13 protein-coding genes and 1 riboswitch are annotated in these 15,115 nt (G+C 41.1%); all 13 genes read right to left on the bottom strand.

All coding sequences use genetic code 11. The annotated features are described in order from the left end of the window. Window positions 1-54: 54 nt before the first annotated feature. Window positions 55-429 (bottom strand): HIT family protein, encoded by a 375-nt coding sequence (locus ISALK_RS01305; RefSeq protein WP_160718427.1) that lies wholly within the window; start codon window positions 427-429, stop codon window positions 55-57. Window positions 430-601: 172 nt separating this feature from the next. Then, the gene (locus tag ISALK_RS01300; protein ID WP_160718426.1) at window positions 602-2,053 is read right to left on the bottom strand and encodes an NAD(P)/FAD-dependent oxidoreductase; all 1,452 of its coding nucleotides are present in this window, start codon (window positions 2,051-2,053) and stop codon (window positions 602-604) included. Window positions 2,054-2,102: 49 nt separating this feature from the next. Continuing rightward, window positions 2,103-3,392, bottom strand: a complete 1,290-nt coding sequence (locus ISALK_RS01295) for an MFS transporter (RefSeq protein ID WP_160718425.1) — start codon at window positions 3,390-3,392, stop codon at window positions 2,103-2,105. Window positions 3,393-4,056: 664 nt separating this feature from the next. Then, complete coding sequence (locus ISALK_RS01290; RefSeq protein WP_160718424.1) at window positions 4,057-6,234, bottom strand: diguanylate cyclase domain-containing protein; 2,178 nt, start codon at window positions 6,232-6,234, stop codon at window positions 4,057-4,059. A 499-nt stretch (window positions 6,235-6,733) separates the two neighbouring features. Further along, the gene (locus ISALK_RS01285; RefSeq protein WP_160718423.1) at window positions 6,734-7,570 is read right to left on the bottom strand and encodes a tetratricopeptide repeat protein; all 837 of its coding nucleotides are present in this window, start codon (window positions 7,568-7,570) and stop codon (window positions 6,734-6,736) included. A gap of 127 nt (window positions 7,571-7,697) precedes the next feature. Beyond that, on the bottom strand, window positions 7,698-8,324 hold the full coding sequence (locus ISALK_RS01280; protein ID WP_160718422.1) for a class I SAM-dependent methyltransferase: 627 nt from the start codon (window positions 8,322-8,324) through the stop codon (window positions 7,698-7,700). Window positions 8,325-8,684: 360 nt separating this feature from the next. Continuing rightward, on the bottom strand, window positions 8,685-9,791 hold the full coding sequence (locus ISALK_RS01275; protein ID WP_371723339.1) for a plasmid pRiA4b ORF-3 family protein: 1,107 nt from the start codon (window positions 9,789-9,791) through the stop codon (window positions 8,685-8,687). Window positions 9,792-9,883: 92 nt separating this feature from the next. Then, a complete protein-coding gene (locus ISALK_RS01270) occupies window positions 9,884-10,522 on the bottom strand; it encodes a DUF1847 domain-containing protein (protein ID WP_160718420.1) in 639 nt (212 codons plus the stop codon). Between the two features lie 444 nt (window positions 10,523-10,966). Then, on the bottom strand, window positions 10,967-11,998 hold the full coding sequence (locus tag ISALK_RS01265; RefSeq protein ID WP_160718419.1) for a permease: 1,032 nt from the start codon (window positions 11,996-11,998) through the stop codon (window positions 10,967-10,969). Window positions 11,999-12,043: 45 nt separating this feature from the next. Beyond that, window positions 12,044-12,403 (bottom strand): ArsR/SmtB family transcription factor, encoded by a 360-nt coding sequence (locus ISALK_RS01260; RefSeq protein WP_160718418.1) that lies wholly within the window; start codon window positions 12,401-12,403, stop codon window positions 12,044-12,046. Between the two features lie 529 nt (window positions 12,404-12,932). Then, the gene (locus tag ISALK_RS01255; RefSeq protein WP_371723380.1) at window positions 12,933-13,286 is read right to left on the bottom strand and encodes a nitroreductase family protein; all 354 of its coding nucleotides are present in this window, start codon (window positions 13,284-13,286) and stop codon (window positions 12,933-12,935) included. 449 nt (window positions 13,287-13,735) lie between these two features. Continuing rightward, window positions 13,736-14,323, bottom strand: coding sequence for a folate family ECF transporter S component (locus ISALK_RS01250; RefSeq protein WP_160718417.1), 588 nt, complete (start codon window positions 14,321-14,323; stop codon window positions 13,736-13,738). Between the two features lie 78 nt (window positions 14,324-14,401). Then, window positions 14,402-14,493: riboswitch (THF riboswitch) on the bottom strand. Window positions 14,494-14,590: 97 nt separating this feature from the next. Then, window positions 14,591-15,025, bottom strand: a complete 435-nt coding sequence (locus ISALK_RS01245; RefSeq protein ID WP_160718416.1) for a universal stress protein — start codon at window positions 15,023-15,025, stop codon at window positions 14,591-14,593. Between the last annotated feature and the right edge of the window lie 90 nt (window positions 15,026-15,115).

Genomic DNA, 15,115 nt, shown 5'->3' with positions numbered 1-15,115 from the left:
ATCATCCTCTCATTAATTATACTTTCAAACCTCCCTTACAGATTCATTTCTCCGCTACCCCTTATAGGGTGCCAGCTCTCCTTTTAAACACCGGACTCCTCCCGTAGGATCCTCAACATCCCCTTTGTATCGAGGAATCAGATGTACATGAAGATGCATAATGGATTGCCCTGCATCCTCACCGATATTCACCCCTAAATTATACCCGTCGGGATGAAATTTCTTGTCCAAGTATTTTTTGCCTTCATGAAGCAGTTGATAAAGAGCGGTAACTTCCTCCTCCGTGGCATCAAAGAATATTTTAAAGTGTCTTTTGGGAATAAAAAGCATATGCCCTTCATTGATGGGGTATTTATCCATAACTCCGAAGGCTAATTCGTTTTCTAAGATAATGCGGTCCTTTTCTAGATTGCAAAATGTGCATTTCATTTTTCTGCCGACCTCCTCAATGTTTTATCATACCCGATTTGTTTAAACACCAAAACTTCCATTAACTAATAAAACGAAAATCATTAGGGTCTCTCTCCGGGGTAATCTTAGTAACTTCAATGTTCTAAATACCTGCGTCCTCTTTAGATATATGTTTATTTTGGACTATTTGCTACACATCCATTTTTCTGATCTTTTTAATATCCACTTTATGAACTTTCGGCTCCTCCCGATGACTGGTCATGGGAATGTTTTCTTTGTAACCCCCCTGTTCCCGTCGGATGATTTCCTTCACCCTTGACCGACAATAGGCTCCCTGGCATTGACCCATACCTGCCCGGGTTCGAAACTTCACTGCCTGGATGGATTCCACGGGAAGTCCCCGGCGAAAACTCTCGGTAATCTCCTCCTCTGTCACGGTTTCGCATCGACAAATGACTTTTTTCTCCGGTTCCTGATGATCTGTAGACCCTTCAAAGTCCTCCTCTTTTTTATGGAACAGAGGTGCTCGATAAGGCTGGAACTCAGTCTTTTTATTTAAGATAAGCCCCCGTTCCTTCAGCATTTCCCTTACCATTTCTCCAATTGCCGGGGCTGCCGTCAGGCCGGGGGAATCGATCCCTATAAGATTGATCATTCCCTTTACCCGGTCCCCTTCTATGATGAAATCCTTTTCCTTCACCGATGCCCGGATTCCAGAATAGGTGGTAATCGCCCGATTCAACTTAAAATCCGAGATGGACCTTCTTGCATTTTGGATGATGTACTTCAGACTTTCCTTTGTGGTGGATACATCAGCCCGATCATTGACCTCTTCTGCATTTGGTCCAATCATAAAATTCCCGTGAAAGGTGGTAGTCACAAGAATTCCCTTGCCTTTTTCATTGGGAACCTGAAATATCACTCGGTTTACCAGGTGACCCTGATCCTTCCCGAAGAGAATGTACTGGCCTCTTCTGGGAATAATTTCGTAGTCCTCGATTCCCGCCATCCTTGCCACACGGTCACTATAAAGCCCTGCAGCATTGACTATATACTTCGCCTCAAAGGTCTGATTTTCCCCTTGAATTTTAAAGTCATTCTCCCGTCGATAAATTTTATTTATTTCCTGACCGAAGAACACCTTCACACCATTGGCCAGGGCATTTTCCATAAGGGCGATGGTCATCTCGTAGGGTGACGCCACTCCCACATTTTTACTGTGAAGAGCCATTTTCACATCTCCGTTGATATGAGGTTCAAGCTTATTTATGGTCTCAGCACCGATTAACTGGAGGTCCTGATCATTCTCTCCATACTTCTTTCCATTATAGTAAAGTTTTTGAATCTTTCTGTGGTCGGCTTCATTAAAGCCCACCACTAAAGAACCTGTTTTCCGATAACCGAAATTAAGCTCCTTATTCAGTTGTTGAAACATAGGGCTGCCTTTCGCTGCAAGCCTTCCTTTGAGTGTACCGTATTCTGTTGCATATACACCGTGTACAATGCCGCTGTTGGCTTTTGTTGCACCTAAGGAAACGTCCCTTTCTTTTTCTATTAAAACAATCTTTCCATGGTATTTTGAGAGTTCCCGGGCGATGGATGCCCCTACAACTCCCCCTCCGATAATAGCAACATCATACAATACAATCCGCTCCTTTAATTTCTTATGATTTTGATTGCTTGTGTTCGTTTTAAGGTTCCGTTTGGGTTTGACGGGCGATTTCCACCGGACTGGCACTGAGTTTTTTCGCCCCGATTTTCATCAATATATAGGCGATAAAGTAAAATGCTGCCCCACCGATGAACATCCCTTCATTGCCTATGAGATCCATGGCAAGGCCCAGCATAAAAGGCCCCGTCATCTGTCCGATCATGGTAAACATATAGTAAAGACCGATATAAAAGCCTACCCGGTCTCTGCCCCCCAGGTCCGCAATCAGGGGCATCGCTTGAACATTGACCAGAGCCCAGCCCAGTCCTCCTAAAACAAAGATTCCCGCAATCACTATGGGCGCTCTGACAGGAATGGCGGCAAGAAATAATACAGGGACAAGGAGAAGCCCCCATAACATGGTCGGGATTTTTCCGATTTTCGAACCGATAAATCCAGCAAAAATTGCAAATACTAAAAAAGATCCGGCAAAGGAAGTCAGAATAAAATTTGCCCGACCTTCCGTAAGACCCAGCGTTTCCACCCCGTAGATGGGAAACATGGCATTGAGACCCGCATAACCGATAAAGTACGTCAGCATCGCGAGAAGAATTAGAAACTGACCGATAAAGCCCGGCTTTAACAGATTTCGAATTCCTCTTGCTGCGTCCTTAATCGGGTTAGTGGAAGACCTCGGAGCATTGTCCACATAAGGAGGATGGCGATCCACTTTTCGCCATACAACTCCTAAACTTAGTAAAAGAACCACACCACCGATACCAAAGGTCAGTCTTGGGTCCACGTCATAGAGTAAGGATAAGATCCCAAAGCTGACCAGAGTTCCGATCCCCCCCATCAAATTGATGATTCCGTTGGCTGTGGAGCGTTTCTCCGGAGGAGTATGGTCCGGCATCAAGGAAATTATCGGACCCCGGTAGGAATGCATGGCGGCGGTGAAGAGAATTTCTGTAATAATTAATAGAAATAATACCGATGAAACCAGAGGTATAGCAAAGTGAGTAAGGGCTGCAATGGGTATGGCCACAACAATAAAAGGTAGCCTCCGTCCCCAGGGAGCGTCCATCTGATCCGACCAGGCCCCGATAATGGGAATCAAAAGCAATCCGATCAGGTTGTCCGTGCCCATCAAAAGACCCACCACCGCCCGGGATGCAAAAAATTCACGGTACATTAGAGGAAGAAAGGCGTTGTAGCTGGTGAATGCCAGCTGGACCCCGAGAAAACCGAAGCCGATCCACCATATCTTTTTATAAGAGAATTTTTCTGTTTCGCCGGCATTTTCTCCAGAATCTAACTTTTCATCATTCATTGGAACTCTCCTCCTAAATATATTTCTTTCATGTTATCCTATCCTTAATATCAGGATTTCCATCGTTGCATTCGAAAAATTCTGCCAAATTTTAAGATAATGCCATTATAATCCAAAAGAGGTCCTTCCACAAGACGATTTCATAAACTTTAATCGAATCTTTACCTGTCGACGCAGGCAGATGTTTCAAAATTTTACTGCAAAGGTGAGACCCAAAGTCTTAACTATTTTTATTCAATAGGTTTATAACTGATAGCATTGACTTGGATCAATATTACCTTCGATTTTTCTAATTGCAGCAGTGTTGTTCTATGTGATTCCTAAAGCAAGTATCAACGAGTGAAAAACCTTGAAACCGGCAGAACCATTGAGGGTGCTGGTAATATCATTGCTTTTTCTTTATCCTTTGTGATACCTTTGGAATTATTCGATCCACTTTCATCTGATAAACCCTAGAAATCATACAAAATCAGTGAACAAACTTGAAATTAATTAAAAATTACCCCCGCCTTCAAATCAACGAAGAGGGGGTAGTTTACATTAGTCTTCCATATACTTATATGTCTCAAGGCTTGGTACTTTCCATGGTGCAAAGTCTTTCTCTTTGATATAGAGTTTTTATGAAATGCCTCAAGCACCTTCGGCCTCTTTGAGGTATTTTGGGCTATCCGATAGCTCCGATGCGGTTTCTTCCGTTTCTCTTGGCTTTATAAAGGGCCTGGTCCGCCTTATTTATTAAGCAGGTGTGATTGTTGCCCTCCGGAATTACCGTTGCAATACCTATAGACAGGGATACCCGATTAAGCAAGGGACTCTCTTCATGCTGAATTTCTTCCTTTTTCATTTCCCTCATGACTTTATCGGCTATTTTCTTTCCTTTCTCAAGATCGGCTTCCGGTAAGACCACCATAAACTCATCTCCTCCGTATCGAGCGACGGTATCCTCTAAAACCTCTTCTTCCAGTGTCCGGGTCAAAATCTCCGCAATTTTTTTTAAGACCTCGTCCCCTTTTAAGTGTCCGTAAAAGTCATTGTATTCTTTAAAATAGTCGATATCCAAAAGCAGCAGTGAAATTTTCTGAGCATGTTTAAGGGCTTTTTGCCAATCCTTTTCCAATTGATAGTCCAAATACCTTCGATTGGCTACTTTCGTTAAACCATCCTTATTGGAAAGCTTCTTCAGTTTCTTATTTAATACCTGTAAGCTTTTTTGTGCCCTTTCCTTGTTTTGAATTTCCTTTTTTAGATCCTGAGACTTCTGAGCATTATTAATGGCAATTGCAATATAGGAAGCTAGGGTATTTAAAGCCATCAAGCTTTTGTCGGAGTAGGAGTTAATTTCTCTGGATTGCACCGTTAACACCCCAATCAGTTTTTCTTTCACCTTGAGAGGGATAAATACTGCGGATTTTGAAGGTTTCCCCACACTGGAGCTTCTCTTGTTGACGTATTGATGATATTCCTTTTCCATGTCATTGATAATCAGTTCCTGATCCTGGTTGACGGAATAGGCGGCTAAGCTGCTGGGATTTTCTAAATTGATACGGTGGACTGGCATTATTTCTCCGTCCTCCATCGACAGACTATACTTTATGGAACAGGTCTTGCGATCATAAATTCCAATCCCTAAGGTATTAAGCTTCATCAACCGACTCATATCCTTGTACAAATCCTCAAAAATGCTTTCAATATCAAGTTTCGCCGTGATCTTTTGCCCTATCTCACTGACTATTTGCATCTGCTTATAGGAGTCCGAAAGAAGTCCGGTTTTTTCTTGAAGTTTTGAGGATAGATTTTTATATAACTCGGTTTCATCCTTATATTGTTTTAATTTCAAGTGCAGCTTGATTCCCCGAACCCTTTCCCGCTTTTTTTCTTCTTCGATTCCCTGTAAAGTCAAAAGATGTTTTCGATAATAATAGTTGGCACTTTCCTGCTCTCCTCTAAGATCATAGTATTCTGCAAGCTTTCGATAGATCTTTAACATCGCCGTGCCAAATTCATTTTTGGTATTTTTCTCCACTGCCTCCTGGAGAATCCTTATACTTCGGTCCGTTTTTTTCTCCTTGATTAGGCACTCCGCTAAGTCCAAACGGAGTTCCATTTCCATTAAAAACTCCTTCGTTTCAATGGATATTTCCAAAGCCATTTCCAGATGGGTAAAGCAACTTTCTTTTTTCCCCTCTTCGTTTTCAATCAAACCTAAAATATGTAAGACTTTCGCATACAGTAATCGATCTTTATTTCCATCGATCATCTCCATAGTTCGATCAATCTGACTCCTGGCTTCGGTCATTTGAGCATTCCTATAGTAAAGCTCTGCAAGATTATAAGCAAAAGAAGTTTCCAGAAAAGCATCGCTACCTTCTTTTTGGCGACCCATCCCGCTTTTGATATACTCAAGGGAATCCTCCATATCCTCCAGACTATAAAAAATAGCTGCAATATTGTTCAATATTCCCGCTTCCAAATGGATTAAGTTTTCTTTTCTTGAAATATCCAAAGCCTTTGTATAATATGAAACCGCCTGATCATGGATCTCCATAAAGTAGTAGGTGTTGCCCATGGATAAATTCATTTCACATTCCACTTCCTTGGCCCCCAGACCGTCCACCAGCAATAGTCCTTCATTCAAAATACCAGAAGCCGCTTCCAAGTCTCCCTTCAAATAACTGCATCGACCGATCCGAAGTAGGGCCTCTGACTCCAGTATTTCATGATTGTGCTCTTTTGCAAAACTTCGAACCTCCTCTGCTAAAAGGGCCCCCTCCTTAGGATTAATCCGCTCAAGTTTTTTAGCTTCTATAAGAAGCTTTTTATACTTCTCTAATAATTTACTCATCTTCCGGCCTCCTGAATATTAGGTAAAGTGTGTTTCCCCTTTATTTTTGGATTTTAGGCAAATCTTGCAACAGTTCAGTGAACAGTACTTAATTTCGATCATATACTATTTATTAGTATAAAGGATTATTTCGAGATTGAAAAGAAAATTTCAAAAACTCCCATTAAAAATTCCGGAAATGTTATGATTTCCTTCTTCTCTTTTTCTCCTTGTCTCCTTTTCTTATGCCATTACATTAATGAAGTGATTTTTTAAACTACACTGTAACCTTTTCCTCTGCCATCCGTTTATTTAGTGAAAGGAGGTTTCCGATGAAGACCGATACCATGGATCGTATTTACAAAGAAGATAAAGAGGAGCTTTCCTACGCATCAATTTATATTGAGGAAGTGCTCCCCATCAAGCCACAGATTTATTATTAGACCCATTCGGGCAGGCCGGAAAAAGGGACAGGAAACCGAAGGGTTCCTGTCCCTGTATATCCTTGCCCTGGTTATGACTACTTCCTAAAAAGAGTGTGCACCTTTTTGTTCACCTCAGGAAAGTCAAGGTTTTCCAGGTCATCATAGGCTTCCACCAAAACTTGCCTGGCTTCCTCCCACCGATGTTCTTTCTCCGCTTTTCTGGCTAACTCATTAAAAGAATCGTCCTCAGTCCAATCATAATCGATTTCGTCGCTCCGGTCCTTATCCAGATAACACCAATCATAGTATATCTTTGCCATGATCGCCTCCCGGAGAGCGCCTAAGTATTTCCCTTCAAATTCCAGCATCTTTCTTTTCTCATTGAACAATTGTGCCAGAAGTATACGCTTTTCGTCACATTTACTATACATGTGATTGTATAGTTCCCAGGCTTCATCGTTCCTTCCGCTCTTATATAAATAGAAGGCTTTTTTCTTATATAAGGGAAACGATCCGGTTACATCCTCATCCTCTTCATAAATATCCAATGCTTTGTCAATCAGTTTTACAGCCTGATCACCCTCCCCCTCTTCAAAGGCTATGTCGGCTTTTTTTAATAAATTTTCCGTTTCATCATCAAAAACATCCATCAGGTCCTCTTCAAAACCCACGTTACCTTCACCCTTTTGGGCTGCCCTCTTTGCTTTTCTCATCTCTCTTCTTTTTTTATTTTCTGCCCGTTCTTCAGGACTGAACTTTGACAGTTCATCTGATTGACATATGGAACACCGATTATTTTTCTTTAAAAAAACATGATAAATTACATAAGGAATCCATCCCACCACTGTTAAGACTAACAGGATGAACCATTTCCAGTTCCAGTCGGCTTTTACCGGTTCAACGTGCTTTTCACATACATTGCAGTATTTCATTTTGTCATTCCCCATTTCGGTTTTTTCTTTTTAAGTGATTTCTCATAACAAGTACTTTTCTATAACAAATTGCATCCCTTGCCGGCTATTAGAGAGTCCTCAGCAAAAATTTCTCAGGCCACTTTTGCTAATTATTACTCTGAATACTTAGTACCCCGGCACAGGAGGAGATCTGCTGATAATCCGATTCCAGTCCATTTTTTTCTAAAGCTTCGGTCATCTCTTTTCCAATCATATAAAATTCCTCATCATCCCATTCATTACCACATTTTTGTTTGCAGCGATTCAAATCTTCTTCATTTTCAAAGGCTACATCCGCCACCAGGATTTCTCCCTTAGGGTATAGAAGATTGCGCAGTTCTTCGATGATGCCCATCTTTACGGTATTATGGAAATGATGCAGTACATAGGAAGAGACAATATAGTCAAACTTTTCTTCACGAATTTCTGTAGGGACCCCTTCATTTAGATCCTGTTGAAAAAACACTGCCTCGGGCATCTTCTTTCGGGCTTCCCGAATCATCTTCTCCGAAAAATCCAGCCCGAAAATACGGGCTCCATTTTTATAAAGCTGCTGGGTGAGTTGTCCCGTACCGACACCGATATCTAATACCTTCACCGTCCCCTGCCCTTTGATTTTTCCCTGTACATATCCAAGGACATCATAATACCCCTCAAAGGGATAGCCTTTGCTTTTTTGAATGCTTTCATCATACTCTTCCGACCATCGGTCAAAATTTTCTTTGCTTAGCATGTACAGCCTCCTTTGATGTTTCATAGTTTATAGATTCCGATAGCTATTAGATAAACCGGCCTATTATTTAATTCGATAAACCGGTTCATAAATCCTTTAATTTTCTAAAATTCCTTCTCAAAAAATCGCCGAAGAATTAAAAAGGATTCTCCGACGACAATTATTTAGGTTATAGCAGTATTTCATTTTTTCCCTTGCACCAAAGCCTCTTGCGTTTATAAGGAGTATTTTAAATGATTCCCAGCACTCCTTTTAGCCACCTTTTCGTGCTTATTCTTAATGAACCATTATTCCTAATAACATAGGTGTTCTAAACAGTAAAGTCTGAGCCCCCCATCCTTAAAACCACTGCCATTCATTTTAAAAGATCCATCGAATCCTTTGGTTAATTCGTTGGGAATCCCTGGGCTTTTCTTTCTGACTTTCCCCCCAGATTTTCATCCTTTCATGATCCGAATGCTCTTCATCTCTGATCACCTCAAGATATTCCTTAAAGCCCGATTCACCGCCTACATCCTCCGGAGGCCGGTCCCCCATACCGCCCAGGTATTCACCTTCCAGCTGATTAGCCATCGTGATTTGCTCCAGTTCTATTTTGTGTACCCAGTGATCTCCGAGATCATAAGTGTATTTAACCAGGTTGTGTCGAGGAAAAACATCCTGCAACAACGTTGTTTTATCCATCATGATCTGATGAGCTTCTTCATTAAAACACTCCAAGGTTTCCGGATCATCGTCCATTAAAATCCGGATAGATTCCCCATTCTCTTTCTCTATTTCAAAAAAATGAAGGTGAGTTTCATGCCAATCAAAAACCATCATAATGATTCTGTGGAGCTGTCTAAAGGTAAAAAGTCCCGGGACCGCAACCCTTCGGTAAACTTCATGGCCCTTCAGGTCAAGCTGAATCTTCAACTGATAAAGGGGTGTTTCAACGACGCTTTTTTTCCTATAAGGGTCAAAGGCATGAAGATTCAGAAGCATTAAAGCATAGGGATATCCGCCGTGTTCAACAGGATATCGACTTTCCAACCGAGAGAGGTTCCGCTGAATGATCCGGTCCTCTTCCAGGGCCCGATGGGACATATGAAGATTTCTTGTAGTGCTATTAAGTTTGGCAACCGTGCTCCGATTTTTTGTTTTTCCATAGAAAATCCCTTTTTCCTCCTGTAAGTATTCTTCGATGACTTCCGGTCTCACCCCTTCCATTTCCAGGGCAACACGAATCCCCTCAAGGATCAGCCCGTCGATCTTTTTAAACTCCTTATCCTTCATTCCAAATAAGAGAACCCCATAACGGGTTTCATCATTGATCAGCACCACCGACTGCTTTTCGTTGTATTCAATCAAATTCCCGTGCCATGCCCTTAGGGAACTGGGATATTGTTGATAATCCTTTCCCGAGATAAGATCTCTTTCCATTAAACCCATCTTCTCTCTAAGCTTTTGTGTGCATTGAATATACATTTATTTTTCCTCACTTTCTTATCGCTTTCACTCCGAAACCATAAGCATCAAAACTTGTGTTTGAAAAAGTTTAACCTTTTTTGGCTACTCCTTCACTCCCCTTTATTTCCATCAGAAATTTTAGATTTAAAATACCCTTCCGAGCAGTATAATGCTCCAGCGGGATTATGGGCCAGGACCCGATCCTTCGTAATTAAAGTGCTCACCATTGCTTTCGAATATTTATAAAACATGGAATCATGACCGACACAAAGTCCTACCACGATGTTAAAATCACATTGCCGCTCATTTAGCAGCTTCGCCTGGGCCACAGGGTTGCAGATTGTCTCATAGGTACCGGGACGTACTTTCAATGCATCTTTTATACCGATTTTCTCCTTCGCCACCCCGCCGGTTTTACAGATCACCGAAATCGTCTCAAATCCCGCCTCCTCTAATATATGGTTTAAAGTTCCCGCTTCCTTATGGAGCCCGAGACAAAAAGCGATACCTATTTTCCTGTAATTCATGGACTTGGCAAACTCCATGATTTCCCTTACTCTTGGCCATTGTCCATACCCTGCCGCTTCGATCTCCGTGGCTTTCAAATGGAAGTCTTTGTTTTCTTCCTTTTCGTATTCGGAGAAAGATTTCGCCAAAAGGGTCTCACTAATCATCGGACAGTTTCCCGGAAGGCTTTGAGGACTTTCCTCTATACATGCCAGCACCCCGCAGTTTGTACATTTATACATCGCCATCATCCTTTCGTTATTTATTTACTACCCATCAACTTAAAATCCTCCTTCTTTTGATGGACCATTTAAACCGATTAACCCTATCCGTCACAGTTTTGATATCCGTTTATGTAATTATTCTATTTTTTTATAGAAAATCCTTCATATACTTCTTTTTTATTTCAAGTAAAACCGAAAAAAAGAAATAGCTGTTCTCTTCCTATTCCTTTTTTGAGTGAATTAATACCCTATAAATAGGTATCTCTTTTTCAAATTTGCACCGGATTCTCCATAATCCGACATATTTATTTTCTCCGTAAACATGCTAAGCCCTAGATCGCTGAAATTAATCCTATAGTATAATGAAACTCTACTGTAGGAGAGCAATAAGACAGGGACCCACTTAAAACTAACAGGTCCCTGTCCCTTTGTCTGTACTTACGCTATGCTGATTAATCTTAATTAATAGAAAATATTGCCTGCCACCAATCCTACAGCGGCGGATATAAACATTACCAAAACAATATAGGTAGCGGTTTTTTTCTTACCCAATACTCTGGAAATAACAATCATATTCGGAAGACTCAAGGATGGTCCCGCTAATAAAAGAGCTGTAGCAGGGCCTTTTGCCATATTCATTTCCATAAAGGCTTCTACAATAGGGATCTCCGTAAGAGTTGAGAAATACATGAATGCGGCAAATACAGAAGCTAAAAGGTTCGCAGCATAAGTGTTCTCACCGACAAACTGAGCTACCACCTCATGGGGAAGCAGAGCCTGAATAACTCCCGCCGCAAAAATTCCCACTAGGAATAAGGGGGCAATTTTTTTTGCCAGATCTCCGGTTTCCGCTGCCCAGTCCTTCACTTCCTCCAAGGTAAAGTTCTTTTTCAGTTGAAGGAAAAGCAATGCCACTAATAACAGGGTGGGTATAGGATTTCGCACTCCGGAAATTAATATAGCCAGTAGGTTGGCGAAAAACATCATGTTCTGTAGCATCGTCCGATCGCTGTCATCCTCTACACTGAACATTTCCTCACTTTCATCCACCACTTCGCTTTTGTTGTAAATCAAGAACATTATCAGCCCAATAACCAGAGAAATAATTACGGCTCCGATTACTCTAACCAGTCCAATATCGTACCCCAGTGCCGTAAAGGTCATGCTGATGGCCAACACGTTAATAGCGGGTCCGGAAAACAGGAAGGTAATAGCTGGACCAATCCCGGCCCCTTTCTGTCGTATACTTGCAAACATGGGCAGCACTGAACAGGAGCATACCGTTAAAATCGCTCCTGATAATGATGCAATTAAGTAAGCCACTCTTTTATCCGCTTTCGGACCAAAGTATTTCAGTACGGCGCCTTGAGACATGAACTGAGCAATGGCACCGGAAAGGAAAAAGGCAATGGTTAAAGACATTAACCGTCGAAGGGTCACATAGTCTCCCACGGCTTCAAATCCTGATTTAATGGTTTCTAAAAATAATTCCATAATATCCTCCTTGTCTAATGTTTAGTCTGATTTTCTATCTGATGGTTATTCCAGTTCCGAGGGGGAGCCTTGACAGGCATTAAGTAACCCCTCTTTTGTCAACATGCGTTGATAATCCCGGGATAACTGTTCAATGGTTTCTCTTTTTTCTTTTATAGTGGAAACGATGGCCTGATGCAACGGATCCTTTAAAGCAAGTTTATAGTAAATGAACTTTCCCTTTCTCTCGTCGATCACCAAACCCAAATCCCGATATTTCGAAAGAATTTTTGATACTCTGGGTTGGGGAACTTCTAATATTGCTTCCAGTTCACAAACACATAAGGCCTCTTCATTTAACAACATCAGGATCCTAAGTCGGGTTTCTTCCGAGATCAGTTTTAAAAATCCCTGTAAAGATTTCATGTTTACCTCCTTTCATATTCCATTATATGCATATGTTAATATGTTCTTTATTCTTTGTCAAGCTTTTATTCAAATAATTTGGCGAGCCTGTCTAAAAAATATGTTATTAGGACGTAAATAAACCGAAGATGTACTCTTCGGTTTATTATCCTATTACACCTGCAAACATTTCCTACTCTTTTTAGAAAATGAACATGCCTCGAAGAACATTCCTAGAGACGACGGCCTGATCCATGATAATAGAATCACACTGGATGTGTCCCCGGTATTGATTTTTTTTCAAGCATAATGTTTTTAAAATTTCCATCGAACAATTCTCTTCCCCAACATTAAAAGACAAATCAATTTTTTCCAACATTTTCAGCCCTCATTTTCCTCATCTCATGGAATTTTACGTGGTGTTTCTTGATTTATGTGTTTTTACCCTCTTTTGGATGTTGTGAACCAAAAGTAACGATTGCCAAGCATATATTTTATAATCCTTTCACAGGCTTAAAGTCTGATCCTGCACCCTTTACGGCCGGGGTGATCAACGGGAGAATAATATAAAGTCCGTGGTTGGTTCGAAAGACCTCAATAAAAATAAATCCCGGAGCAAATGCTTTGCTCCGAGGATCAAGTGAACCGTTCCTGCCTTTCGTTTACACTCGGCGCTGCTTTTCCGCTGAAGTTTTTTCTTGGCCTTCCCAACGGCCAAAGTGATTACATATAGTAAGCCGTTCTTGGCTTTCAGGCTTTCTTGAGGTTTGCCCAGTCCCAGCCATAGGGTTCCAATCCCTTCTTTTGATAAATACAAGTCCAGTTGTTGCAGAATATAACCGGCATTCAATAAATATCCTTCCTTTTCCTCGGAATAAATCGCAATATAATGAGGGGCATTGATTGAAAAAAACCGCTGACTTCCTTCTATTCAAAAATGGCAACTTCCGTTTAAATCTCTTCAAACAACGGTTCCAGTTTATGAATTTGCTGTTTTAACTTTTCGATCACCGATGGTTCTAAGAGTTTTTTAGAAATTTACGTATGGACTTTCTTTAAATACTCGGGGATAGAGTTCTTCAATCACCATTTATATCTTCTCCTTTTTAAAATTGTTTTATTGGCGACAGGATTGTTGTATAGGCTTATACACTACTCTGTGGTCTTACAAATGATTTTTACATAAGGATATATGCATAAAACATCAGTGCAATGCTGGTAAGTCCTATCGATGGTGCTAGGTAAGCTCTGAATAGGATTTTTGCATCGAACTCCTTGTTCTGTGCTCGGGCAAAAAAACTGCCCCGAAAAAGTTCTTTTAGAACCTCTCCGGGGCAGGGTTATCTTTTTATCTTATGAATACTGTTTTTTAAAGTTTTCCAAAGGTTTCGCAAGCATCACAATCACTAAGGCATTTACCACATTGGCCAACAACTGGGTTGATGCCCTTACGGGCAGCAACACCAGATAGCTGTCCCCGATTAACTGGGATAGCCAGTAGGTGTTCATCAACAAGGTTACAATCAAGTAAACCGCAGCAACACTGGTAACCACATTGGTTACGGTAAATGCTTTTCGAGATCTGTTAAACTTTCTAAAACCGGAGAATAAACTGAACTGAACAATAAATCCGGGAATCATTCCCGTCATCATGGCACTCAGGGTAAATCCGGGGTGAAAACCGCCGGCAGGCCGCATGATAAAGTTGATCAAATCATGTACAATGCCCGTCAACCCTCCGGCTAAGGGCCCTAACAGCATACCGGATACGATAATTGGAATTCGACTGAATCCTATCCGCACACTGGGTCCTACCATAAAGGAAAATTGACCCAGTACCACCGCCATGGAAATCAGCAATGCACTGATAACCAGAGTTCTTGTGGTTAATTTTCCCGGGCTGAAAAATCTTTTGACACTTATATTATCCGAACGATCCATCTCGGCACCTCCTTTCTCTCAAAGTTAGGCATAGAAGCTCCAACATTAAGAGAAATTCAGTAAAATCTCTAATGGTGAAACAGCGGATGCAGCAGTATAACGCGATGTTCATCTTCGTTTAGAAGCAACTTCCCATCTTCTAACACTTAACGCATACTACTTACTCTGCCCACAGAACTATAATAACTGATTATTTAGAGAATGTAAACCGAAAGAATGCCTCGATGAGACTGAAGACCTTGAAACTTCAGAAGCATCTAAATTATACTATTTTGCAACCAACACACTTGTGCAGCAATTATCCACGATTCCCTTACTTACACTGCCGGGTCTCCATTTATTTAATCCGCTGGCTCCCCTTGCACCCACAACAATCAGATCAAACGCTCTATCCTCTGCATAATCCGCTAATACTTGAGCCGGATTATCCCCCTTTATGATTTTAAGTTCTACCTTAGCATTTTCTAGGTATTTGATTGATTCCTGACTTTCTTTGTAGGCCTCATCAAAAACTTCTTTTAAAGTCTGATCCATATCACTTATGTCCAGTACTTCTTCATAGGATGCATACTTGATAGGACTCTTTCTCTGTACATGAACAACCGTTATTTCACCAACCACACAGGTGTAGATTAAACTCCTTGCCATCTTTAATGCTTTTTTGCTGCCCTCAGAACCATCAAATCCTACCAAAATCTTCATATTCAGTACCCCCTCACATATATTATTATAGTAAGCATGTACCCTTTTTTTTACATATTAAACGTCTTATTGTCTCAAGTTCAATCCTTT

Source organism: Isachenkonia alkalipeptolytica (genome assembly GCF_009910325.1).
Classification (GTDB): domain Bacteria; phylum Bacillota; class Clostridia; order Peptostreptococcales; family T1SED10-28; genus Isachenkonia; species Isachenkonia alkalipeptolytica.
Note: the sequence above shows the minus strand (reverse complement) of the source record. Positions and strands in the feature narration are given on the sequence as shown.

Coding starts and splice junctions, on each gene's coding strand:
- ISALK_RS01285 (WP_160718423.1), bottom strand. CDS start 7,570: ATGAAATACTGCAATGTATGTGAAAAGCACGTTGAACCGGTAAAAGCC.
- ISALK_RS01260 (WP_160718418.1), bottom strand. CDS start 12,403: ATGAAATCTTTACAGGGATTTTTAAAACTGATCTCGGAAGAAACCCGA.
- ISALK_RS01250 (WP_160718417.1), bottom strand. CDS start 14,323: ATGGATCGTTCGGATAATATAAGTGTCAAAAGATTTTTCAGCCCGGGA.
- ISALK_RS01305 (WP_160718427.1), bottom strand. CDS start 429: ATGAAATGCACATTTTGCAATCTAGAAAAGGACCGCATTATCTTAGAA.
- ISALK_RS01280 (WP_160718422.1), bottom strand. CDS start 8,324: ATGCTAAGCAAAGAAAATTTTGACCGATGGTCGGAAGAGTATGATGAA.
- ISALK_RS01245 (WP_160718416.1), bottom strand. CDS start 15,025: ATGAAGATTTTGGTAGGATTTGATGGTTCTGAGGGCAGCAAAAAAGCA.
- ISALK_RS01270 (WP_160718420.1), bottom strand. CDS start 10,522: ATGTATAAATGTACAAACTGCGGGGTGCTGGCATGTATAGAGGAAAGT.
- ISALK_RS01265 (WP_160718419.1), bottom strand. CDS start 11,998: ATGGAATTATTTTTAGAAACCATTAAATCAGGATTTGAAGCCGTGGGA.
- ISALK_RS01290 (WP_160718424.1), bottom strand. CDS start 6,234: ATGAGTAAATTATTAGAGAAGTATAAAAAGCTTCTTATAGAAGCTAAA.
- ISALK_RS01295 (WP_160718425.1), bottom strand. CDS start 3,392: ATGAATGATGAAAAGTTAGATTCTGGAGAAAATGCCGGCGAAACAGAA.
- ISALK_RS01275 (WP_371723339.1), bottom strand. CDS start 9,791: ATGTATATTCAATGCACACAAAAGCTTAGAGAGAAGATGGGTTTAATG.